This is a genomic window from Spiroplasma endosymbiont of Melanargia galathea (assembly GCF_964031075.1).
Classification (GTDB): Bacteria; Bacillota_I; Bacilli_A; order Mycoplasmatales; family Mycoplasmataceae; genus Spiroplasma_A; species Spiroplasma_A apis.
The window spans coordinates 554,419-578,596 of sequence record NZ_OZ035000.1; the positions used below are offsets into that span (position 1 = coordinate 554,419).

Below are 24,178 nucleotides of genomic sequence, written 5' to 3' on the forward strand. Positions count from 1 at the left end.
AGATGGTTTTTACGGCTTTAAAAATTTTATTAAAGCAACACGTTGGTGTTCCTTGTAAACCAATCGTCAACACTGGTGATATGGTAAAAAGGGGACAATTAATAGCCGTTCCAAATGGATTAGGTTCCAACATACATTCTAGTTTTAGTGCGCAAATAGGTAAGATTGATGAAAAGTCAATTGAGCTTCTTAATTATGATTTGAACGAAGATGATTCGCAATATATAAGACTAGACGAAAAACTATCTAAATTAGACTTAATAAAAAGTGCTGGAGTAGTAGGTGCTGGTGGAGCGGGATTTCCTACTTATGAAAAATTTAAAATAAAATTTAGTGATGATGATAATGGAAAAATTATTGTTAATGCAGCAGAATGTGAGCCGATATTGAATCATAACATCAGCTATGTTGAAAACAATATAAATTTCTTAGTTAAAGGACTAAAGCATTTGATGGAAATCACTAACGCTAAAAAAGGATATTTTGCTACTAAACATAAGTACACTAAAGTATTCCTAACTATAAGAAAAGCACTTTTAGAAGAAGAAAATATTGAAATTTTTGATTTAACAGATATGTATCCTGCCGGAGATGAACGAGTTATCATACGTGAAATAACCGGTATTGAATTGCAACCAGGCGAATTACCATGGAAAACCAAGTCGATTGTAACCAATGTGGAGACTGTTAAAAATGTTAGTAGAGCAATCGATGAACTCAGACCAGTCATAACAAAAGATTTAACCGTTGGTGGCAGAGTAAATCAAGTTTCTCTTTCAGAAGGAAAAGTTTTTTTAGATACACCTATAGGATTAACTGCCAAAAGTATTTTGGAAAAAGTTTTTGGTTCTATAGATTCGTCTGGTCCATTGTATGTTGGAGGACCATTTACAGGACAAATTAGAGATATGGAAACCCCCATCACTAAAACTAGTGGGGGTTTTTTAGTTGCGACCCCATTCTATCATTTTGAAAAAGAAAAATTTGGACTTATTGGTTGTGAGTGTGGCGCTCAACTCGAAGAGTTGAGAGAACTAGCAAATATTATGGGTGGACAAGTTGTTGGTGAAAGAAATTGTAAAAGAATGCTTCCTGATCAAAACGGAAGACTAAGATATAATTTACCTGGTATATGTCCAGGTCAAGCACCAACAGTATTGGCTTTAAAAAAAGAAGGAGCTACAGCAATATTAATTGGTACCTGTGAGTCCCGGACTAATACTGTTGCTAAGGTAACTCCAAATATGGGTTTGAAATTAATCCATAAGACAGATTTTGTATTAAGAGCTTCAAATCATAAACTTTATCGAAAGATTGAAGATTAAACGGTTTGAAACAAATACATTTCAAAAAAGGAGGAAAATATGTCTCTAAGTAAAGAAAAAATTGAGAAATTTAAAGACAAACCAGCAATTACTTGTTGTAGATTTGAAAAAGGTTCACTTGTAGATGAAAAAATACTGGAAGATCCAAATTTATTACCCGACTTTATTGATTCTGGATTAGTAGTACTACCAGACAATGTATTAAAAATTGGGCAGGTAATTGGTGGTAAGTTAAAAATGACTGTTGATGCTTTAACACCACTTACCTCTGATAATGTTGAGGGTTGAACAAGTGCATCAATACAAGATGAAAAAATAGTCGAAGATAAAAAAACAGATACAAATGTAATGATAAATGAACCTTTGATAAACAACGGTATTGTAAATATAAAAATTGGTAAAGGTGAAAATATTAATATATCATTTCCAATTACTAATTCAAGTTATGATTATAATTCTAATAAATCTTTTAACGAGAAACCTTTGGATAAAATAAAAGAAGATGCAACAGAAAGTGTTGTAAGATCTTTGACTAAAGAGTATGTTAAAGTTGATAAAGTTGTTCTAGGTAAAAAAACTAGTATTGAAAATAACGTATTAACTATAAATAAAAACTTGTCAGAATTAGCAATATCAAAAGGTAATAATTTAGTTAAAAAATTAGAGTACGATATATTAACAGAAGAAGATTATGGAAAAGTTATCGACACAATTATGGACATTCAACCAATAGCAGTAAAGGTTGAAGGAGTTCTTGGAGAAGGGAAAACAAGAGTATTAGATAAAGTAATTCTTTTATTAACAGGTGTTGATGAAAAGAATAAACAAATAGGGGAGTTCGGTTCATCAGAAGGTGAAATAAAACGAAACATTATGTGAGGTCGACCCGGTGCACCAGATTATGGTGATATATTCATAAGATGTCATGTTGTAATTAAAGCTAACGCTGGTATGGAAAGACCCGGTCCACTTGCTGCTCACTTATGTTCAAATGTTATTGTGCAAGAAATACGTGATGCACTAAAAGAAGCGAAAGATTTAACCATAACAAAAACCGAAGAATTTAAACAAACTTCCCGTGCAGGTAAACCAAAAGTTGCAATTTTAAAAGAGATAATGGGTCAAGGTGCTATGCATGACAACTTAATATTACCTGTCGAACCTATTGGAACTATTGGTGCTGTACCTAATGTTGATTTAGGTAATTTACCAATTGCTATCTCACCATTAGAATTGTTAGATGGTGGAATACATGCATTAACTTGTATCGGTCCAGCTTCAAAAGAAACTTCACGACATTATTTTAGAGAACCATTAATTATAGAAGCCTTAAATGATCAAGATATTGATTTTGTAGGGCTTGTTGTTGTAGGTTCTCCACAAGTAAATAACGAAAAATTTTATGTAGCAAGAAGAGCTGGAATGATGTTTGAATATATAAAACCAGATGGAGTGATTATTACAACAGAAGGTTTTGGTAACAATCATATTGATTATGCAGAACATCATAGAGAAATAGGTAAACGAGGAATCAAAGTTGTTGGTGTTACTTATTCTGCTGTGCAAGGTGGTCTTGTTGTTGGTAATGAATATATGTATGCCCAAATAGATATGAACAAATCAAAACAAGGAATTGAAAATGAAATACTTTCTAATAATACATTGACATTTTCACCCCTTGAAACTAGAACCTTTTTGTTTTTAGAAAAAGTATTTAAAACTAAAAATACAGCTCCTGCATTATTATTTACCACACATGAGTCTTCACAATTAGTTAACTCGCTCAGTATTTTATTTAAATGCGTTTCTCTGTCACCACGTTTCATAGTTTTTAAATTATATTCAATATTTGAATATCCAGAATTTACTTCAATAAAATTCTTGATAGAGCTTGTAGGTAAAATGCTTCTTCCTAAATTTGTGTGTAAAATAACTCCAGTAGCATTGATGACTTTCCTTAAGGAGAATAGAATACTATTCTTAAATTTTTCTAATATTTCAAGAACTATTTCTTGATAACTAATAGTACTTATATTTTTTGTTCCAATACTGTACCTTAACTCATATAAAGATTCTTCTATTAGAAAATGTTTATTCACTTCATCAATTGGATAGCTTTTAATATCTTCATTTTTAAGTAGTTCGCTAATGCTTGGAATAGCTCTAAATAAATTTGACATATTTAAATTTCAACCTTTATAAGATAGTTACTCTTTTCTTTTATTACACCAATTTTAGTAAAAACATTTTTAGGGTCTTGAATCAATTTAAGATACTCTTTTTCAGAAAGTGTTCCTAAAAGTCCGCCAGAAGTTTGAGGATCAAAAAATATTTGTCTCATAGCAAAAGGGGTATCTTCATCAAAATATATATCTTTTGAATAATTACGTCTATTATTAGCCAAAGCACCATTAACAATATAATTGCCTAGGTAATCCAAAACATTCTTAATTAATGGGATACTTTTGAATTGAATAGATGCTGTGAACTTATTATTTAGTTTTTCAAGTAAGTGTCCAGCAAGACCAAAACCAGTGACATCAGTTAATGAGTTAAAATTATATTTAATTGATTGAAGACTAGCTAATTCATTTGGTGTCGTCATTCACCTAATAGCTTCTTCATAATCATTTGAATTAACCATATTAATTGATTTAGATGCCATAATTGTTCCAAAACCAAGAGGCTTAGAAATTACTAAGATATCTCCGACTTTTGGAGTGTTATTTAATTTAAGGTCAATATTGTCAACAAATCCAGTAACACTTAAACCACATAATAAGTCATTAGTTATAATTGTATGTCCTCCTAGTATTTTGATCTTCAATGGATCCAATATTGACTTCATTCCTTTTATAATTAAGGCAATATCTTCATCTGACATATCTTTTGTCACTGTTAAAATGGATAAAGCAAACTCAGGTTTGCCACCCATTGCATATATATCGCTTATAGAATTACAAGCCGTTATTTGCCCATAGGTATATAATGAATCTGAAATTTGTGGAAAGAAATCCAAAGATTCTATTAAGGATTTTCCGTTTTCTAAATTTCAAATACTAGAGTCTTCGTTTCCAATTAAATTTGTGCTAGCCAATTTTAAAATTTTAGTTAATCTATTATTATCTAATTTAGAACTACAACCACCCATACAGTTTATATCTTTCAAATTCTCACTCTTCTTTCTCTCATTGATATTCTAACTAATATAAAGAAAAATTAATAACAAATTAAAATGTTTTTAGAAAATTTTCTATAAATATTATCAATTGTGCTCTTTAATACAAAATAATTATTTTGACAATAATAATCTTGATGTTAGAAAAGCTTGAAATAAGAATGCCGTATGATTTAAATAGTTTATATCTTGTCTGATTACGTTTGTGACAAATTTAAATTATAATAACTAGGATTTAATTTTAAACTCATTTATTTACTCGAATCTAGATTAACGAAACATCCATATACAAACATATATCTTGTCTTTTTTAATGTTTTTGACTTATTTTTTATTATAATAAAAAAGTTAACACTTAAAAAAGAATAAAAATTTGATAAATAGTATTTTATTAAATATATAAGTTTTTAGATTAATGTGATATTAATTAACATAATTATAAATTTAAGTGTAAATTAATTTAATGTATAATTTACATTGTAAGGAGAAATATGATTGTATATCCAGATAATAAAACTTTAAATAGTGAAGTAGGAAACAAACCAAAAATACTTTTTATAGGTAAGGTATTTTTTGTGATAAGTTGATTATTAATAATTCCTTTTATAGTACATTTAGTTAACTTAAATAAGTTAAGATCTCTAAATATAAAAATAACAGAGGCAGAATCAGGAATAGATGTTCAACTAAAGAATAGGAGAGATACTTTAATAAAACTGATAGATGAAGTTAAAGAAAGTATTCACTTCGAAAAAGACATGCTTATGAATTTAACAAAAATGAGGGTTGGTGGTGATGTCAACCAAATGATAAAAAACTCAAATGATTTAGATAAAATAACAAAAACTATTTCTTTACAAGTAGAGAATTATCCAAATCTAAAATCTAATGAATTAATTAGAGAATTAATGCAAAAAACAAGTAATATTGAGGATAATATTGCAGCAGCAAGAAGGATTTATAACTCTAATGTAAGTTATTTTAATCAATCTATAAACTCTTATCCAACAAATATAGCAGCTAGGCAACTTGGTCTGTGTTTTCAACCTTTTTTTGAAATCACAGATAATGAACGTGAAGATATTAAAGTATCTTTTAATTAGAAAGAATTAAAGTATGGATAAAGCCGCTTTGAAAACAATTATAGGAAATATCTATGATAAGGATATAGAATTTGTTAATATTATTAATTCCTTAAGTAAAGTAAATAAAAAATTTTATATTTACGCTGGTGTTGCTTCTCTAATTTTAATGGTGGGGGTTTGTGTTTCAACAGCTCTTGGTCTTCTTTTACCACTACCATATTTATGTATTGGATTGATTATATTAGGTGTAGGTATTTTTTTCTTGATATCAGCAATTAAAATACATATAAATAGCGATCGAAAGGAACTAACTAAAAACTTTATAAATCATCACTTTTCAAAAGGTAAACTTGATGAAGTTTATCGCATTTCTATAATTGAAGAAAAGGGGAAAGACTACATTAAAGATTTAAAGTTTTTCCTTGTTAATCCAAAGACAACTATTGCAAATAATAGTTATTTGGAAAGAGATGATGAAGTTAATTATGTGACTTTTTCATATAAAGATATTCCCGTTAACTTTAGAAATAAATTACCAATCAGACATGTTGAACGTCACACTGTTGATGGTGAAACCGAAGAACATGTCTATTATGAAAACTCTACTTTGTTAAAGTGTGAAAATAATTTATATGATAACACTTTCAATGGCTTAAAAATAACTCGTGGAAGAATGTTTGATAAGAATTATCAAACTGAATCAGTGGTATTTAATAAATTATATGATATCAACTTAAAAAAAGGTGATATTAGAGCAGCGAAATTTCTAACTCCAAAATTAATCGATGGGTTTTCAAATATAAAGCATAAGGATTTTAATTATCTAATTATAGAAAATGATTTTAAGATAGAACACACTTCATTCCGAGATAATGCTCCTCAAGAAAGTTTAGGTGTTATCAGTTTCGACACAGTATTTAGCTATGAAAGTTACAAAAAGAAATTAGCAAACAAAGTCAAAGAAGATATTCACAATTTGATTAAAGCAATGAAGTATATTGAGTATATTTATTAATTAGAAATTAAAAAAACTATCATTTTAAATAGAATAAATGAGGAAGTGTATGAATCGTAACAGTGCTTCAGAAAAATATAAGTGAAATATAGGTAGCTTGTACAAAGATAAAAAAACTTTTGAAAGTGATTTAGAAATTTATTTAAAAAACTATCGTGAGCTTCAAAAATATAAAGGTCGTTTAAATGATTTTGACACATTCAAGGAGTTTTTTTTAGAATCAAAAAAAGTTTCTGACTTAGGAAACAAAATAAATCATTATTTAAAAATCTTACTTGTTGAACAAAATAACGCGCTCGCTCTCGAAAATGAATCTCTATACTACTTAAAATTGCAAGAATTCGATGGTCAGTTTACATGAATCACAGAGCAAATAAAGGAAATAGGAGAAGAAACTTTTTTAAAATGAATCAAGAGTGATCAAGATTTAATGTCATATGAGCTACATTACCAAGATTTTTTTAAAAATTTGAAGTACTTATTACCAGAAGGCGAAAGAAAATTAATAGCTCAAGTTTCTAACTCAAGCTCAATGATTTATGAATTATACGAAACATTAAGATTTAAAGATAACAAAATTGAAACTTTGACTTATAAAGGAAAAGAATATAAGCTAGATCAATACACTTTAAGTGATGTGTTAACCTATTCTAAACCAAAAGAAGATCAACAACTTCGAATTGAATTAAGTCTTGCTTATAAAAAGAATCAAAAAAACAAAAAGTTTACATTAGCTAAACTTTATGACTCTATTGTAAAAGAAGAAGTAGAAAGTACACAACTTGTTGGTATGAAATCTTTTACAGAGAACTATTTTGAAGATGATAATTTTTCCTTAGACAATTATTTAAGCCTGATTAAGCTTGTTTCTAATAATAATCAGCCATATAATGATTTTTATAAACTAATAAAGAGATACTTTCAATTTGATAACAAATTTTATTCAACAGATTCTTGTCTTGCACTAGCGAATATAGAGAAAAAACAAATATTAGTTGAACAAGGGATATCTATCTTAAAAAAAGCATTGTCTTCTTTAGGTTCAGAGTACTCTGAAATGTTAGATTTATGCATCGCTGATAACAAAATTGATTTTTTCGAAGATGATAATAAATCATCGGGTGCTTTTACTGTTTATAGTAATGGATATGGTTCACTTGTTTCGTTAAATTATACAGATGATTACGAATCTATTTCCACTTTAGCTCATGAAATCGGACATGCAGTTCATAATAGTTTTTCAGAAAAGTATCAAAAGGAACCTCTTAATACATTCGGTAACTTGATTGCTGAGGTTTCTTCAACACTTAATGAACATATTTTATTTGATTATCTAATAAAAGAAAGTACTGATATTCAAACCAAAATTGTTTTAATACAGAATAGAATAGAATTTATAATTTCTAATTTTTATTCAGCTGTTAGTGAATCATTATTTGAGTACAATTGCTTTAAAACAGTCGAAAAAGGGGATACTCTAACACTTGAAAAAATAATATCATTATTAAAACAATCATCTAAAGAGGTTCTTGGTGAATCTATTTTTGATAAATATAACGATGAAGTTATTGAATATGGATGAACATCAATTTCTCATATTTTTGAGCAACCGTTTTATATATATAAATATGCCGTATCGATTGCAGTATCTTTTAAATTATACGAAGATTTTAAAAAAACAAATGACTACACAAATATATTAAATTATCTTAAAGATGGTGGTTCAATGAAAACAATAGATTTATTTAAAAAATATGGTTTTGATCCAAATGAAGAAAGAGCTTATGTACCATTGATAAGTTATTTAAAAAACTTGATAGAAGAATTAGAGTTACTTCTAGAAAAACAAAAAAAATCAGTTTAAAAAACTGATTTTTTAATTATAAATTTTCTGAGAACCTTGAAAGAATATTTGAAATAGTCATTAAGTAAACACCTGTTTCAATAGAGTTGATGCTATTTTCTAAAAATATACTCTCAGATATTTTTTGTTTTTTTCTCAATAATTTCATATATTTCATCATATTGCTTATTAAATTTTGGACATTATATATAGCGACTTCAGTTATCACAATGCCTTCAAAACACATTTCAATATATTTATCATTTGGTAATTGTTTATCAAGCTCTTTTTTATAGATATTCAAGTTTTTTTCAATAAAACTATTTGACAAAGAAACCAAATGGTTTCTTTTATTGACAATATCCTTGGTTAAGAAATCTTCAAAAAATTGCGCAATAATCTCTATAGCTTTTGCTATTCCCAAAATATTACAATAATCGAATAACAATTTATGAAATTTTTTTAAAACTCTCGCATTAGTTTTTAAATAATCATACTTTTGATTTATAAAATTCCTGTAATTATTGATTTGTTGGAATAACACAATGTAACCATTGATACCTTTTTCGTTATTTAGGGGGAAATCCTCTTGTTTTTTGTTAAACTTTAATAATCATAATTGCAATTTTTTTATTGTTTTTGATAAATCTTTTGCTCAGAAAGGATTGATATTTTTCAAGTGTTCTATATCATTATTAGTTATTTTATTTGTTTTAAAATATTCTATCATTCTTATCAACTTTCTATTAAAATACATTTGTATTATATAACATATTTAAATAGTTAAAGAAGGTGAAAAAATGTTAGGAAAATATGATTTTTCTAAGGAAAATATAAATAAAATTATGGTTTTTTTTACCCCGATTTATGCAAGTATTTATGCTTCATTAGATTTATTTGAAGATTATTTAGAAAGGAATAAATTATTGATTGAAGGTTTTCTAAATTTGAAAACTAGAATTATAAATATGGAATATTTCGATGAGTTTCAAGAATATAAAGATGAGTTTTTAGATTTTACTGAAAAGACAATTGTTTTATTCAATAAATGGGATCGTGAAAATTATGACTATAATCGATTGGATTTGCAAAGACTACTTTATTCAATTAAGGAAGTTTTTTTATTAATTGATTATCTAATTAAAAAGTCTTATAATAATGTTAACTTTGGCAAGGATGTACTTTCGCTAAAAGAAATTAAAGTTATTTTAAAAGATAATATTTTAGATTATGCGACTTTAATTGCAAAGATAGTAAGTGAGAAGCGAATTTTACTGACTAATGAACAAAGAAACATATTAAGAGATATGTTCAATATGAAACATATGGAAGAGTGAGGGATGGGAACTCAATTTATTTTAAATATCTATGAAGATAAATACGAAAATTCAAAACAAATAGAAAATTACTTTGAAGATGACGCAAATAAGTTTTGAGTTGTTTTAGAATTATTTGTAAAAATTGAGGCTATGTGTGATATCAATGACAATTTAAATATCAATAAAGTATTAGTAACTGATAACTTGGAATAAATTATTAGACGTAATTCAGGAGATAACTATGAATCTAACTAAAACTAAAAAAAATGAGTTTTTTAAACTACTGTTACGAACATGATGAAATAATAAAATATTTGCATTATTGACGATAATCTTTTCTTCATTTGTTGTGTTTTTATTAGTTATAAATGTTAAATTAGTTGAATGAATTACAGCTATTCTGATTTCTAAAAATATTGTTGATCTTTTTAACAACACACCAAATCTAGAGAAACTATTCGATATATTAGGTTTAGATAAAAATTTGATTCCTATTTTTAGTAATAAAATTAATAATGAAACATTAGAAAAAATAATTCATGAGTTTTATTTTAAATATATCAATTATGATGGCAATGATTTGTATAAGGAACTTTTCGGTCTAAAACTGAATATGTTGGATTTATGTTATTGTATGGTTGGTTCAATTGTGTTTGTTGTCTTGTTTACATACTTTGCTTATATGACTAGTGGAGCGATTGCTGCTAACGAGGAAATGAAATTACGAAACAGCTCAATTAAAGCCTTGTTAAAAAATGATCTAGATTATTTTAATGTACATAAGAGCGGTGATTTGATTTCAGTTGTTGTCAAAGACACTCAAATAATCGGAATGCAATTAAAAAATGCACCAGTTGTAATTTATCAAGTCTTTACAACCATTTTCTTTTCAATTGTTATAATGACAACTATCGATTGAAAGCTTTCAGTAATAGTTTATGGTCTATTGTTATCGATAATAGTTCTCGTATCTTTAATAATATTTATAAACAAAAAAAACTCTATTAAGTTAGAAAGTTTTAAATCAGATATCAATAGTCAAGTAAGTGAAAAGATAAATTTGATGGAATTGATAAAAGCATCTGGGACTTGAGATAGTGAGATTGAAAGATTTGAAAACCTAAATAAACAAAATGCCAAAAAAACTAAAAACAATCTATGATTAAATGAAATGTCAACAGCTATATTAGTTGGTGGGGTTGGTTGTTTTGCTATGGCGACATTAATTTTTGGAGTTGTCTTATACAACAACGAAATGCAACGTTTACTAAGTATTATAACTTCATTTACTACTGGTGTTATTATTATTGTTCTTCCTGTTTTGCAATTGAAAGATGTACTAGCTACATTAAATATTAGTGAAAGTGCATGTACCAACATAAAAGCAGTTATTAATAGTAAACCAAATATAAAAATGGAAGGTAAGAAAACATTTAAAAAACTAGATGGTGACATTGTTTTTAAAAATGTAAGTTTTTCTTATCCGAATAAAGAAGAAGAAATTATAAGTAATCTTAGTTTATCTTTAAAGCAAGGAAAAAAATTTGCCTTCGTTGGTAAAACTGGAAGTGGTAAATCAACGATTACCAAACTTCTTTTAAGATTCTATGATCCAACAAAAGGAGAAATTCTCTTAAATTATGATCAACCATTAAAGAGTTTTGAAATGAAGTCTTGATTAGATCAGGTTGGATATGTCGGTCAAGAACCACAAATATTAAGTGGGAACATATTTGAAAACGTTAGATATGTAAAGTATTCAGCAACCGATGAAGAAATTATTGAAGCATGTAAAAAAGCAAAGCTACATGATTTAATAATGAGTTGACCTGAACAATATAATACAGTCTTATTTGAAAAAGGCTCACAATTATCTGGTGGACAAAAGCAAAGACTAGTCATAGCAAGAATGTTTGTTAAAAATCCTCAAGTCCTAGTGCTCGATGAAGCTACTAGTGCGTTAGATAATATAGTAGAGAAAGAAATTCAAATGGAGTTAGAAAAACTTATGGTTGGAAGAACAACAATTTCCATTGCTCATAGATTATCAACAATAAAATCTTTTGATAAAATTTTTGTAATAGAACCCAAAAAGGGGATTGTACAAGAAGGAACATTTAACGAATTATCTAATACTCCCGGAGTATTCAAAACCTTGAATGATATTTCAAATAATTAGAAAGGTTAAGTATGAAAAAATTAATATACCAAATAGTATTTATATCAATTATGACATTCATGTATTATTTATACAGTTCATGAATTGAAAGTTTACAAAAACCTAATCTAGACTCAACAATTTATCAAATATTCAGCCCCTTTAAGTTAATAATATTAGGGGTTATCTTTTCAATTGTTTATGCAGCAATAAAAAATCTTTTGTTTTCTCGTTTTGTAAATATAAAGAGTTATAAAAAAAATTTAAAAAATTATATTTTATATGATTTTGAGATTTGTATAAACTTTATAGGTAAATTAAAAGGCACTGTTAAAGATGATGACATAACACAAGCTAAAAAATTACTAAAGGAATTTCAATCATTAAGCTATCGACCTCATTATTTAGTTGATCTAATAGAAGTTATAACTTCAAAAGTTTTAGCTGAGGAATCATTAGTTGGTCTTGAAAATGCATGTACTTTAGTCGAGGAAAAAATAAAAAATAACTTTGAAAAAGAAAAACAAAGAAAGATAAATAAAAAAAATGAAACCTTTCTTGATTTCAAAATGGTCAATGATTATTACTCAAAAAATAGTTGAAATACAATTGATTACTTACTGGAAGTAAACGGGGAATCAAATTTAAATAAATGAAAAATATCAAGTTTATATATTTCTAAAATTTATAGCGCATTAAATTTATCTATTATATTAAATCTTGTTATGTTTACATTTACAGGGTTAGGATTATATTATAGTAACATTACTTTAGGAAATGTTTTCTTCTATTCATTTATATTATCAATCTTTTTAACAACCATGGTTATTTATAATATATGAATCATAATAGCAGCAAAAAAATATAATTTGACAATTTATTGATTGAATATGTTAGTTCTATACTTTTTTATTGCTTTGATTTTTATAAATATTGTTATCAATATAGTCTTCTTTCCAAAATATCAAATTGGTGAAGAATGATATAAGTCAAACTTGATTCAATTCTTGATGTCATTACTTTACATTGTTCTTTCTACAATGTTACTTGTTTATTCTTTTGCACAACTTATTTCAATGCTGGAAGAAAAAAAATATAATGTGTTAAGTATTATCTATATGTTCGTTATACCGTTAAGTATATTCATTCTAACTGCAGTAATAAACTTCATGATTGTTTTTAAAACATTACCAATTGATTTATACTTTGCTAACTTCTCGATATTGTTCATTTATTGAACTTGTTCTTGAATTTTTATAAGTTACTTTACAAATAATTAAAATAAATAAAAAGAAGTTATTAACTTCTTTTTATTTTTAAGTTATCTTGAATAAAAATCATTCAGTAGTTTTGTTTTTGATTTAAATAATTTTCAACTTCAGGAATAAATGAAATAGCTACTCTTAGAGGGTAGTTTTTTTTGCCATATTTTTCTACCAATAGTTTTTCTATATTCTCAAAGACTTGCGAAGCCTTAATGTTTGTGTACTTGTCAAGAAACAAAAAATTATAGTCTCGTATTTTATTTATTTTCTCATTAGCAATATTAACATCTTCTTCAACTGAATTAGAAGTAATAAAATAATCAGAAAAGTCTACTAATAAGTTATTGCCAAATCTTTCTTTTAACTTTCTGAATTCGTATATTCTTATAATATAACCAATTTCTTTTTTTTCCATTTTTTAACCTCACTATAATAATATTGATAATGTTACAACAAAGCAAACAATAATAAATTTTTTTACTAAATTAAAAAAGAAATAGCATTTCTCAATAAAAATAAATAACTAATATAGAATAATACTCTTAATTTTTTAAATGTATGAGTTGTTTAAAGTTCTTAGCTTCCTATTAATGAGAGTATAACAAATTTTCAGGTAAACACTTTCTTTCTTGCAAAAATTATCCTTAATATTCTATAAAAAAAAATAATTTTCCATTATAAATAATAAGTTCGTTGATAATAAAGTCATTTAGTATTACTTGATATGTATTATTAAAGGATTTTATAAAGTTTTAAGACTTGTTCGAAAACTAAACTACTTTTTTTATAGAGAAACTACTTTTATAAAGTGATAGCAAAACATAAATTTTATATAAATAGTGGATAATGATATCTGAAAGGAAGTAGAATATTGAACTCAAAATATATGCACCAGTTGATTGCGAAATAAAAGAAATTGAAAAATGCTCTGATAAGGTTTTTGCGTCGAGGACATTAGGGAATGGATTGGTTGAGTTTGGTATATTTAAAATATTTAGTTTATTTGAAAAAATACCATTCGGAATAGGGGTAGGACTATATGCAATGTTTTGACAACCTCTTATTTTAACAGGAACTCATATTGCAATTAGTACGCCAATTGATTTAAGCTTGTAACAAGGTAATGCAAGTTTATTGTACCTAGCATATAATATTGCAATATTTACTCAAGTTGGTGCAGCAATTGCAATTACAATTAGAACAAAAAACTTTAGTTTTAAAAGAGTAGCAATTGCATCTACTGCTGGAAGTTTCTTAGGTATATCAGAACCAATTATTTATGGAGTAACACTTCCTAAATTGAAACCATTTGTTATTCCTTGTCTTGTTGCATTTCCTATTGGAGTCCTATCTGGTTTATTAAAAATCAAACTTGATTATCCTTCTGGTTGAGGTGTATTTGAAATTGTTGGTTATGAGACTACATTCAAAAAAGGACAAATAATAGTTATTTGAATATTATCATTTAGTAGTAGCTTGCTAATAAATTTCTTTTTCTATAAAGAAAGAAAAAATGAACTAAAGCATATGAAAAAAGGAATTAACTTAATAAATAAAAGTATCTTATTCAAAGAAAAAAAAGAAAAAAAAGAAAATTACTTAAAATTAATTGAGAGATTTGATGTTGAGTTAAAAGATATTTCACAATTTAAAAAAGATTACAACAATTATTAAAAATATCTTTCACAGATATCTAAACTTGAATTAAAATTGAAACTTTTAGAAGAAAGAGAACAAAAAAAGAAAGAACAATTATTTAAAAAATTAAATCATTTAAAAACATTATATGATAAAAAACAAAACAAAAAAATCCTTGATAAATTTAAAACGCTAAATGATTTTTACGATCATTACAATTTAGATTTAAAAAAAGAATATGTACGAAATAATATCAGTAGTTTACAAAAGAAAAATTCAAACTTTGTAAACGCACTAACAACAAAGAAAAATAAAATCTATTCTGACACAATTACAAAACTTAAAGATATCGGTCAAGTAAAAGAAGAGTTTAAGAATATATTTTATAATGCTATATATTGTGTTGAAATTTCATTTCAAATACTAGATCAAAAATTAGAATACATCAAAAAAGATGTAAAGGTGAATCATGTTAAATAAAAATTGAAAAAAGAACTTTTTATGAGGAGCATCAACAAGTGCTTATCAAGTGGAAGGTGCTTATAATTTGGATGGTAAAGGATTAAATATTCACGATGTAATAGAAGCTAAAGAAAATGTATGTAGTTTCAATATTTGTTCAGACCATTACAATAAATGAAAAGAAGATATAAAATTGATGTCAGAACTAGGACTAAAGTCTTATAGGTTTTCCATTTCTTGAACAAGAATTTTTCCAACGGGTAAAGATAAAGTCAATCAAAAAGGAGTCGATTTTTATAATAACTTAATAAATGAATTATTGAAATATAATATAGAACCGATCGTTACTATTTATCATTTTGATACTCCATTAGAACTCGAAAAACAAGGGGGCTGATCAAATAAAAAACTTATGATAGATGCTTATTGTAAGTATGCAGAAACTTTATTTGAATTGTTTGGTGATCGTGTTAAATATTGATTAACAATTAATGAATTAAATATGATGGTATTGTATGGTCATGTATTGTCAGCTAAAAAAATAAATGATGCCGAAGATAAGTTTAAAGTTTTATTTCAAGAAGCACATAATATGTTTGTAGCACAAGCGCATGTAATAAACTTATTACATACTAAATTTGCTTACCAAAAATCTTTTATCGGACCTGCACCAAATATCGCTCCGGTTTATGCAGTTGATTCTAATCCAAAAAATATCGACGCTGCATACAGAACTTCAGCTCTAAGAAATTGAATGTATTTAGATATAGTTGTTTACGGTGAATACAATAAATTAGTTTGAAACTGGTTGGTTGAAAAAAAATACGAACCCGAGATCGAGAAAAATGATATGGTAATAATTAAAAAGGGTAAACCAGATTTTATTGCATTCAATTACTACGACACAATGACTGTTGTTGCTGATAACAATGAAATAAAAATAAATTTTGAAGGTTTTGATCAACAAAATCCATATGATATGCCAGGCTTGTATAAAGTTGTTAAAAACAAATACTTGGAAAGAACACAATTTGGTTGAGAAATCGATCCTGATGGTTTTAAACAATGCTGTAGAGAGTTGTATGATCGATATAGATTACCATTGTTACTAACAGAGAATGGCATTGGTGGTAAAGATAGTTTAACAGAAGATAAAAAAGTTCACGACCAGTATCGTATAGATTATTATGAGCAACATATCAAATTAATACCTGAAATCATAGATGAAGGCATCCCTTTGTTTGGTTATCAACCTTGAAGTGCCATTGATTTAGTGTCTACTCATGAAGGAATGGAAAAAAGATATGGTTTTGTTTATGTGGATAAAGATGATCAAGAAAATGGCACAATGATGAGGTATAAAAAGGACTCCTTTTATTGATATCAGAAGACAATAAAAAATAATGGTGGAATAAAATAGTAATTAAATAATATGTGTACATATCTTTTATGGATTTAAACAAGAGATAATAAAAAGACGATACATATCGTCTTTTTATGTTTGATCAACTTTTAAAAATGATGTAACTTATTTATTACTTATATTGAACATTTTTTATAAAAGTTTTTTTGATACTAAATAATTGTTAAATCTTTTTTTCATATTTATGTATTACTATTAATTTCTTAATTTGTCGATAAGTGTTAATTAATTAAAATAATACACAATTATATTGCTTTTTTGTTTATTTAATTTAATGTTAAAAATATAAATACTATAAAACTAACACATAAACAGTGTATACACTTATTTAAAGGAGAAGAATAATGAAGAAATTTTTAAATATAATTTCAAGTTTGAGTTTAATTACTATGGCTGGAACTTCAGTAATATCATGTAAAAGCGAAACAAAAAAATATCAAAAGTATTTTCTTCCAAAACAACCAAAAACACGCGAAGAAATAGGACAAGCATTAGATAAGTTATTTTTGGAGGAATCCGCTTTGAATTATGAATTAGGGGAAGCATGAAGTAATTCGGAAAGGCGAAATTGACTAGATTTTTTATATGAGAGTGAAGACTTTCAAAATATTCAAATCAAAGAAGGTTTTATTAGAGCATATTGTTCATATAAATTGTTTCAACTGAATATCGAGTCATTTGAATCAAAAACTGAAAAAAATGTTTGAACTACCCCAAGATATAATAAAAGTGTTTTTGATGATTGATATGTGATCCAACAAAATAAACCTGACTCAGGGATAACAAATAAAACTAAGGATTATTTAAAAGCTATCAAAGTATGAACCTATACAGATGCTTCAACAGAAAACTAAAAAAACCATAAATATAATCTCAACAAAAATTGTTTAATTCAATGGAATAAATTTTTAATTAACAAAAGATAAGATTGTTAAATAAAGATTGATTCCAGAAAGGAAAACTAATGAAATAAAAATCAAATATTTTAATTAATATGATTATTTCTTAGGTGAATATATGAAAGAAAAGAAAAGTGCTTTAACAGAACTAGTTGACAAACTATTTAAAAAAAATATTAGAAGAAAATTTAAAAGTAAAATGATCTATATTCCAATTTTAACCTCCATATTAGTCATAACACCAATAACTGTGGGGTGCATCCTATTAACATCTAAAAAAGAAGAAAAACACAAGAGTTACGATTTTTTAGGAAAAAACTTTAAAAATAAAGACGATATTTATAAATATGCATATGAAAATTCTAATAAATTATCATTCAAGTATGATACAAATACATATAAATATAATAATAAGTTATTCAATACAAAAAATAGTATGAATGATTACATCAAACAAAAATTTAAAATAACAGAAGAGTACACAATGAGAAATCCTCGAGATTTTACTATTAATAGTTCTGGCGAGTTGTCTTCTGATGTTATAACTTCAAAAAATGAATACAAAACAAAAGTCTATAAGGGATATGATAAAAGTGCATATCTTACAAAAGATAAAGCATTAGAAAGTTATATGAATTACGAATCTTCTGTATTCGCAGATGGTATCGAATTCAACAATGAATCAGATGCAAGAAAATATTATGAAGATATTAAAATAAAAGAACTTGAAAAAAATGGTGGTAAGTCAACTTGTTATTTACAAAGTGGTATATGTCAAACAGAACAAGAAATAAAAAGTTGATTAAGAAAAAACATAGTTAAAGGATATGAATATCAAGGAAAAAACTTTTCGGAGTATAATTATTCAGAATTTTTGAATAGTATGAAGCCGTTAGACCAAAAAATTTCAAGAGAATATATAAAAGAAGTAGTTAATGCTGATATGAAATCTTATTGAGCACAAGTAAGTGATTTGGATTTGAACAATGGTTATTTAATTGGACCAAAATATTTTGAATCAAGCGAAGAAATAGATAACACAAAACTTTCATTTGAGCAGATTGATTCTGTTGATATCAATCCAGTTATTGCATATAGTTATGCTATGACTTTTTCATCTATGACTTCAACTTCACTTGAGTTGACATCACCATGATCAAACGGAAAGGGACCTAATTCATATAACCCAATTGAATATTTAAATTACTTAGGAAATAAAATTAAATGAAGCAAAGAAGGGAAAAAGGGGTTAGAAATATTATTAGAGGACTCTAATGTAAATAAGTTAAAAAAGGTTGCGGTCGATTTGGAACTCATAAAAGATCCTGAGTTTAAAAATTTCCATAAATTGTTAGTAGTTTTTGATAAATTCTTGTTTTTAGATAAAGTTAATCAATCAAGTACTCAATATGATTTACCATTAGAAAGATATTGTGTTCATATATTGGCTGATATAATCAATCAACAAGATAAAATGGTGTCAAATATTTTTAGCAATGATTCGCAAAGTGGATTGGAAGTTTTACAAGATGCTAGTTTCAAAGATATTTACTCTTTATTTATAAATGTAAACAAATTTTACAACAAGGGTGGAGTTAATCAAAAAATATTGAATGCTGTAACCAAGTTCCAAAAATTGGCTGAAATCGTTATGAATCCAATTGAAAATATAAGTAAAATTAAAGACGATATAAAAGATACATTTACTAATAAAAACACTTCACAACAACAAATAGATAAATCAATGAATAATATTAACGTAAAAAATCAAAATATAATAAGAGATAATAGTATCAATATATATAAAGGTATGGGATTTAAGGGTTTAGACAATAATAAAGCTAGAAGTTTTGGTTCAAATTTAATGTCTGGACTAAATTGAATTGGTAAAGCTTGAAGTATTAGTCAAGCTTCCAATGATGAAAATAGTTTTTTTTTTTTTTTCATATATAACCACAAAGGAAAACCTTTATTTAATAGTTAGAATATGCTTATTTATCTTATAAAAATAATATATGAATGATTTTAAAACTTCGACTTTTTGTCAAAGGACATATGACTTCTACTTAGATTTTTTAAATAATATACAAAGATCGACATAAATTAATGCAACTATTTTTGAAAAAAATTTTCATCCCGTTCATATTAAAATAATTCCATAATAAGTTGAGGTATTAATATGAAAAAGTTAATTAGTATTTTAGGTTCTATTTTTTTAGTAGCACCATTAAGTGTTAGTGTTGTATCATGTAGCTCAGGAATCTCAAAAAGAGATTTAAATTCTTTAGCTATAAAGGATTTAGGTGAAATAAAAGGTGTTGAAGACATCCCAACACTAGAAACAATTGTTAAATGATATGTGAAAAAAACAGGAGACAATTTATTTACCGTTTATGATGTTAAGTTTGTAGGAACTCCAACAAAATCTAAAGCTACATTAGAGGCATTAGAAAGCTCTGCAAGAATCACTGGTTCAGTTACATTTAACTATAATTATGAACTTGAAGAACCAATACTTTGGCCATCATCATCAAGAGAAAACCTTAAAGTTGGTCAAAGTGATAAAATTTATGTTGATATAGAAAACAGTATTGATACAGCTAAATTAGAAGCAACTATAGAAGATGAAAGAGATAAAAAAATGATTACAGTAGCTTCTATTGAAAAGTTGGAAGAAAATAATGTTATCGATAAATATAAATCAAGATACATAGTTAATTACGAAGTTAATGATTATATAGCTAAGGATGTAGAAAAAGAAAAAAATAATATTAAAGCGACAATGTCACTTAAATATAGAGGAGTAACTAAGAATACTGAAATTACTGTGAATAGAATTTATTTGGGCGATCTAAATACTTCTATCAAATGTACTTGAAATTCTAGTGAACAAGCAACTGAAGAACAAATTATTGTTGCATGAAACAAAGCTAATCCAGATAATAAATTATTATTAGGAAAAGATGTAGAAGTTTTACGTCAAAAAATACAAAACAATTTTAAATATGGTTTGAAAGCCATAGTTAATTTAACAACTTGGTATAAGGGTACTATAAATCTAACTCATTATAGGTGTGAAAATAATAATTAGCATAATTCTTTTATTAAATAGTTAACTTAAAGAGATTTATAAAAGTTTTAGACTCATTACAAATTTTGTTTGATGTTTATTTAATACATTGAGACCTATTTATAAAGAAAAAAACATAAGTTTCATAAAACATTTGTTAATATGAAAATGAGATAAGTAGACGTACTTGCCGAAAGTTGATTTTATTGAAAAAAGGTGTTTAAAACAACGCTTATCTAAAAGAGGATGTAATTCTCTTTTTTTGTTTATTTCAGGTTAAACATATCTTTACTGTTATATATACCTCATTATTTATTTTATTTTTACCTATTTCTCCATTATTTTTATGAACAAAAGCATTATAATCCAAATCTCTATATTCTTTAAATTGTGTATATGTATGTGTTTTAGATTCCCAGAGAACTTATGTGCTTGTGTTAATATTGTCCATGATATTTAATTATTTTTATTGTTCTTTTAATTTAAATTATTTCTCTCATGGATATTACATCATTTTTTTACTCAGAAGTGATCAAGGACTCTAAAACTAGATTTAATGTGTCTCATAATGCATTTAGAAAAAAGGATACTTAATTGTATAGAAAACTATTGAAAAAACAGCTATTTATCTTGATAAAGAAATAGAGTATGACTATATATTTACAAAATGGTATAGTAAAAATATCAATTATAAAATGTCATTATCAGTACAAGGAAATCAAATTAACAATTTAATGTGTGGACACTATTTTTCGCTGATAAAAGGAAATAATAATCTAATCTGAAAAAAAATTATTTTCATAGTTTTTAAAGAGTTTTTTATAAATATGTTAATTTTTACTTTTACATATATATAATGTTTAAACATAGTAACTAACTAACTTTTGCTTATCTTTTAACTAACATAAAAAAATACTTCTAACTTTATAGAAGTATTCTTTTAAAACACATTGTATACTTAATAAGTTTTACATTCTTTTTACATAAAAAGAAGTTTTTATTTTTCATTTATTTCGTACTATATTATTTTTCTGGAATTAATAATAAAATCCCAGAGATCAAACCAAGTGGCATAAAGAATATATGGCAAATACCTAATGTTATATGTTCTTGATTATCATCCATCGCTTTTTTAGTAGCTAATGTCATTGGAATACATCACAATAACGGTATTAACACTACACCAGATAACACTGTACTAATAATTGAAATTATATATGCTGCTTTTCTCATTACTACATCTTCCAATTTCATATTATCATATAAAAATAACTATGGTCAATATTAAATGGGGGGGGGATATAAAAGTAATTTCTGTTATTCAATTAAATAAATTTCTTCAATTAAAGGTCACGCAGATCTACAGTTATTTTTAAATTATACTGATAACTTCATTTTAAATTTGCTCTTTATAAAATTTATCAATTTTGATTTGATAATAGCTGTTACTTTAAGGAAACTCAGAATTATATAAATTAACATGTATAAATAGAAGTATGTGATATTTATGTTACATTCACACTAATTTAAAAGAAAATCTAAGATTAGCGAAAGCATGAATAATCATTTAGAACTAAGGTTATAAAATTTAGCATTGATATGGATTACATAATTGATTTAACTAACACTTTAAAAGGAAATTAATTACTGAAGAAAGATGAAAACTATTAAAGCCGTTCATCAACATACTCAATAAAAAACACACAATTTAAGCATTATAAAAGCAATAAATCAATAATTATTTTTGATAAAAATTAATAATGTGCTATTAATAATAAAAAGATAATAACTTAAATTAACTTTATTTATAAAAAAACAACTTTTTTTATAATTTTATCAGAGTTAAAACAACTCATTTTAATAATCATAGCCACTTGAATAGAAAACCGATAATAAGTATTATGGAAAAATTATTAAATTTTTATAATTCATTAAAATATATTACTATAAGCTATAATCAACATGTATGAAAACTACGAATGGAGGAATATGAATGTTTATAATGGGTTTATTAAACTCAATGACATTAATTAGCCAACCATTAGCAACTACATATAGCGCAAATGTCATTAATAATATATCTAATATTAATGAACGTATAGATCTTGGTGAAATTTATAATGATACATCTGACTTTATAGTAGATAAATATAATAAAGATGGCTCATTTAATACTCAAGATTTAACTAAAGAAGTCTCATTAAATGCCTATAATAAAAATAGAGAAATAAAGGGTATGAAAGAGTTCTTCAATAGTTTTGTAAGAAATACTAGAGATTGAGAAGTTATAGGATTACCAAATTCACTACCCACTCAGTCGAACCAAAAAGTAGAAACCACAATAGCATTTGTTCCTATGATTGAAAGCTTAAATTTTGATAATTCATTACTTTTAAATGTAAACTTTTGTAGAACAAATGGAGAAGAAGGTTGTTCTAAAACAAAACCAGAAACAAACACAGAGGAAAAAGCTAAATTAAAAGATATTTTAAAAAATACCCACATTGGTACAATAAAAAATCCAAGTGAGAAACTTGTATTAACAAATGATGTTAAATTAAATAATGATTTAGTTGTTAATGATTTAAATATTGACTCAATTAGCTACAAAGAAGAAATGATAAGTTCAAAAACTTATGATGGATCTGTTTTAGTTGATTTTGATAGCAAATTTGTTAGTGAACAAAATGAAAATAATAGTTTTAGAACTCAAAAAGCACAAGTGGAAGCATATAATAGTGAACAATCAATGACAAAATCTGCAAGCTTAGATTTTAACATTGCACTAGGAAAAGATGCATTAGCAGGCTCATTTGATTATATAGGTATCAATTGAAAAGGTTATTCTTGAAACAATCAGGATAGTGAGAGATGACATAATAACGATCACTTTAGTGGTACTACCGATAACATCGAATTTACAACAAAAAAAATAGGAGTTAGAGGTACAAATGATACTACAGTTTTTGATAGAATTTATTCAAATACAAACTGAATGAAATGTTTTGGTTACATTAGTATAAGCTGGACCGATGACTTTACTTTATCAATAAATTGTTGAGTAGAAGTTAGTTCATATGCAACAGCGTGAAATGCTTATTGAGCAAAGGCCGCAGCATATATAGAAATTGATAATGTATTATTTATTTAAAGTGTAAATATTTAAGTTTAATTACAAAATAATTTATATTTTAAAGATAATATTAACCAATGAGCTGTGTTCACTCTAATCTTTTAAATATAAATTATTATAAATCGAACTTCTTAATAAGTTTCAATGATTCTAAAATATATCAAATAGATATAGTAATCAAAAAAAATAAATAATTTTGTAAGATAGTTATTAATATAATTATAAAATTTATTATTTTAATTGAGTCCTATTTATCAATTTTTGTAAATTTGAAACCGTAAAAAAATATTATTCTTTTATAATATGGTAATAAAAATTATTAGGTGATGCACATATAAGTATTTAATATAATTTGTATAAATTTT

At 25.9% G+C, this 24,178-nt stretch carries 19 protein-coding genes and 1 pseudogene; 15 read left to right on the forward strand and 5 right to left on the reverse strand.

Annotated elements, in window-relative coordinates:
• The first annotated feature begins 2 nt into the window (after nt 1-2).
• Both AAHM92_RS02445 and prdA read left to right on the forward strand, forming a co-directional pair.
• Nucleotides 3-1,325 (forward strand): proline reductase-associated electron transfer protein PrdC, encoded by a 1,323-nt coding sequence (locus AAHM92_RS02445; protein ID WP_500223066.1) that lies wholly within the window; start codon nt 3-5, stop codon nt 1,323-1,325.
• A gap of 39 nt (nt 1,326-1,364) precedes the next feature.
• Nucleotides 1,365-2,987, forward strand: a pseudogene (prdA, locus tag AAHM92_RS02450) (D-proline reductase (dithiol) proprotein PrdA); the annotation flags it as partial.
• Here the strand turns inward: prdA and AAHM92_RS02455 are convergent.
• Both AAHM92_RS02455 and selD read right to left on the reverse strand, forming a co-directional pair.
• Nucleotides 2,876-3,505 (reverse strand): hypothetical protein, encoded by a 630-nt coding sequence (locus tag AAHM92_RS02455; RefSeq protein ID WP_500223115.1) that lies wholly within the window; start codon nt 3,503-3,505, stop codon nt 2,876-2,878. The pseudogene prdA and the gene AAHM92_RS02455 sit on opposite strands and share 112 nt — an antisense overlap.
• A gap of 2 nt (nt 3,506-3,507) precedes the next feature.
• Entirely contained in the window at nt 3,508-4,494 is a 987-nt protein-coding gene (gene selD / locus AAHM92_RS02460; RefSeq protein ID WP_500223068.1) for a selenide, water dikinase SelD, read from the reverse strand.
• 500 nt (nt 4,495-4,994) lie between these two features.
• Here selD and AAHM92_RS02465 point away from each other — a divergent pair, with 500 nt between their 5' ends.
• Genes AAHM92_RS02465 through AAHM92_RS02475 form a run of 3 tightly spaced genes read left to right on the forward strand, consistent with a single transcriptional unit; the run spans nt 4,995 to nt 8,467 of the window.
• The gene (locus AAHM92_RS02465; protein WP_023789367.1) at nt 4,995-5,606 is read left to right on the forward strand and encodes a LemA family protein; all 612 of its coding nucleotides are present in this window, start codon (nt 4,995-4,997) and stop codon (nt 5,604-5,606) included.
• A gap of 13 nt (nt 5,607-5,619) precedes the next feature.
• Nucleotides 5,620-6,603, forward strand: coding sequence for a hypothetical protein (locus AAHM92_RS02470; RefSeq protein WP_500223070.1), 984 nt, complete (start codon nt 5,620-5,622; stop codon nt 6,601-6,603).
• A gap of 49 nt (nt 6,604-6,652) precedes the next feature.
• On the forward strand, nt 6,653-8,467 hold the full coding sequence (locus tag AAHM92_RS02475; protein WP_500223072.1) for a M3 family metallopeptidase: 1,815 nt from the start codon (nt 6,653-6,655) through the stop codon (nt 8,465-8,467).
• A 16-nt stretch (nt 8,468-8,483) separates the two neighbouring features.
• Here AAHM92_RS02475 and AAHM92_RS02480 read toward each other — a convergent pair whose 3' ends face one another.
• Nucleotides 8,484-9,176, reverse strand: coding sequence for a hypothetical protein (locus tag AAHM92_RS02480; RefSeq protein WP_500223074.1), 693 nt, complete (start codon nt 9,174-9,176; stop codon nt 8,484-8,486).
• 70 nt (nt 9,177-9,246) lie between these two features.
• On the opposite strand from AAHM92_RS02480, the gene AAHM92_RS02485 reads away from it, so the two are divergent.
• The 3 genes from AAHM92_RS02485 to AAHM92_RS02495 are packed head-to-tail and all read left to right on the forward strand — an operon-like array spanning nt 9,247 to nt 13,203.
• Complete coding sequence (locus tag AAHM92_RS02485) at nt 9,247-9,978, forward strand: hypothetical protein (protein WP_023789375.1); 732 nt, start codon at nt 9,247-9,249, stop codon at nt 9,976-9,978.
• 28 nt (nt 9,979-10,006) lie between these two features.
• Nucleotides 10,007-11,944: an ABC transporter ATP-binding protein gene (locus tag AAHM92_RS02490; protein WP_500223076.1), complete on the forward strand. Its 1,938-nt coding sequence runs from the start codon at nt 10,007-10,009 to the stop codon at nt 11,942-11,944.
• An 11-nt stretch (nt 11,945-11,955) separates the two neighbouring features.
• Nucleotides 11,956-13,203, forward strand: coding sequence for a hypothetical protein (locus AAHM92_RS02495; protein WP_023789379.1), 1,248 nt, complete (start codon nt 11,956-11,958; stop codon nt 13,201-13,203).
• A 19-nt stretch (nt 13,204-13,222) separates the two neighbouring features.
• Here AAHM92_RS02495 and AAHM92_RS02500 read toward each other — a convergent pair whose 3' ends face one another.
• Nucleotides 13,223-13,603, reverse strand: coding sequence for a hypothetical protein (locus AAHM92_RS02500; RefSeq protein ID WP_500223078.1), 381 nt, complete (start codon nt 13,601-13,603; stop codon nt 13,223-13,225).
• A 719-nt stretch (nt 13,604-14,322) separates the two neighbouring features.
• On the opposite strand from AAHM92_RS02500, the gene AAHM92_RS02505 reads away from it, so the two are divergent.
• The 6 genes from AAHM92_RS02505 to AAHM92_RS02530 all read left to right on the forward strand — a co-directional run bounded on the left by AAHM92_RS02505 (nt 14,323) and on the right by AAHM92_RS02530 (nt 20,701).
• Complete coding sequence (locus tag AAHM92_RS02505; protein ID WP_500223080.1) at nt 14,323-14,862, forward strand: hypothetical protein; 540 nt, start codon at nt 14,323-14,325, stop codon at nt 14,860-14,862.
• Nucleotides 14,863-14,898: 36 nt separating this feature from the next.
• Nucleotides 14,899-15,306 carry a hypothetical protein gene (locus tag AAHM92_RS02510; protein ID WP_500223082.1) on the forward strand — a complete coding sequence of 136 codons (408 nt, stop codon included), beginning with the start codon at nt 14,899-14,901 and terminating at the stop codon, nt 15,304-15,306.
• Nucleotides 15,296-16,708 (forward strand): glycoside hydrolase family 1 protein, encoded by a 1,413-nt coding sequence (locus tag AAHM92_RS02515; protein WP_500223084.1) that lies wholly within the window; start codon nt 15,296-15,298, stop codon nt 16,706-16,708. The genes AAHM92_RS02510 and AAHM92_RS02515 overlap by 11 nt, the downstream gene beginning before the upstream one ends.
• A gap of 347 nt (nt 16,709-17,055) precedes the next feature.
• Nucleotides 17,056-17,565, forward strand: a complete 510-nt coding sequence (locus AAHM92_RS02520; protein WP_023789386.1) for a lipoprotein — start codon at nt 17,056-17,058, stop codon at nt 17,563-17,565.
• Nucleotides 17,566-17,728: 163 nt separating this feature from the next.
• Nucleotides 17,729-19,594, forward strand: a complete 1,866-nt coding sequence (locus tag AAHM92_RS02525) for a hypothetical protein (RefSeq protein ID WP_500223085.1) — start codon at nt 17,729-17,731, stop codon at nt 19,592-19,594.
• A 195-nt stretch (nt 19,595-19,789) separates the two neighbouring features.
• On the forward strand, nt 19,790-20,701 hold the full coding sequence (locus tag AAHM92_RS02530) for a lipoprotein (protein ID WP_500223086.1): 912 nt from the start codon (nt 19,790-19,792) through the stop codon (nt 20,699-20,701).
• A gap of 1,002 nt (nt 20,702-21,703) precedes the next feature.
• Here AAHM92_RS02530 and AAHM92_RS02535 read toward each other — a convergent pair.
• A complete protein-coding gene (locus AAHM92_RS02535; RefSeq protein ID WP_500223087.1) occupies nt 21,704-21,934 on the reverse strand; it encodes a hypothetical protein in 231 nt (76 codons plus the stop codon).
• 739 nt (nt 21,935-22,673) lie between these two features.
• Here AAHM92_RS02535 and AAHM92_RS02540 point away from each other — a divergent pair.
• Nucleotides 22,674-23,831: a hypothetical protein gene (locus tag AAHM92_RS02540; RefSeq protein ID WP_500223089.1), complete on the forward strand. Its 1,158-nt coding sequence runs from the start codon at nt 22,674-22,676 to the stop codon at nt 23,829-23,831.
• The last annotated feature ends 347 nt before the right edge of the window (nt 23,832-24,178 follow it).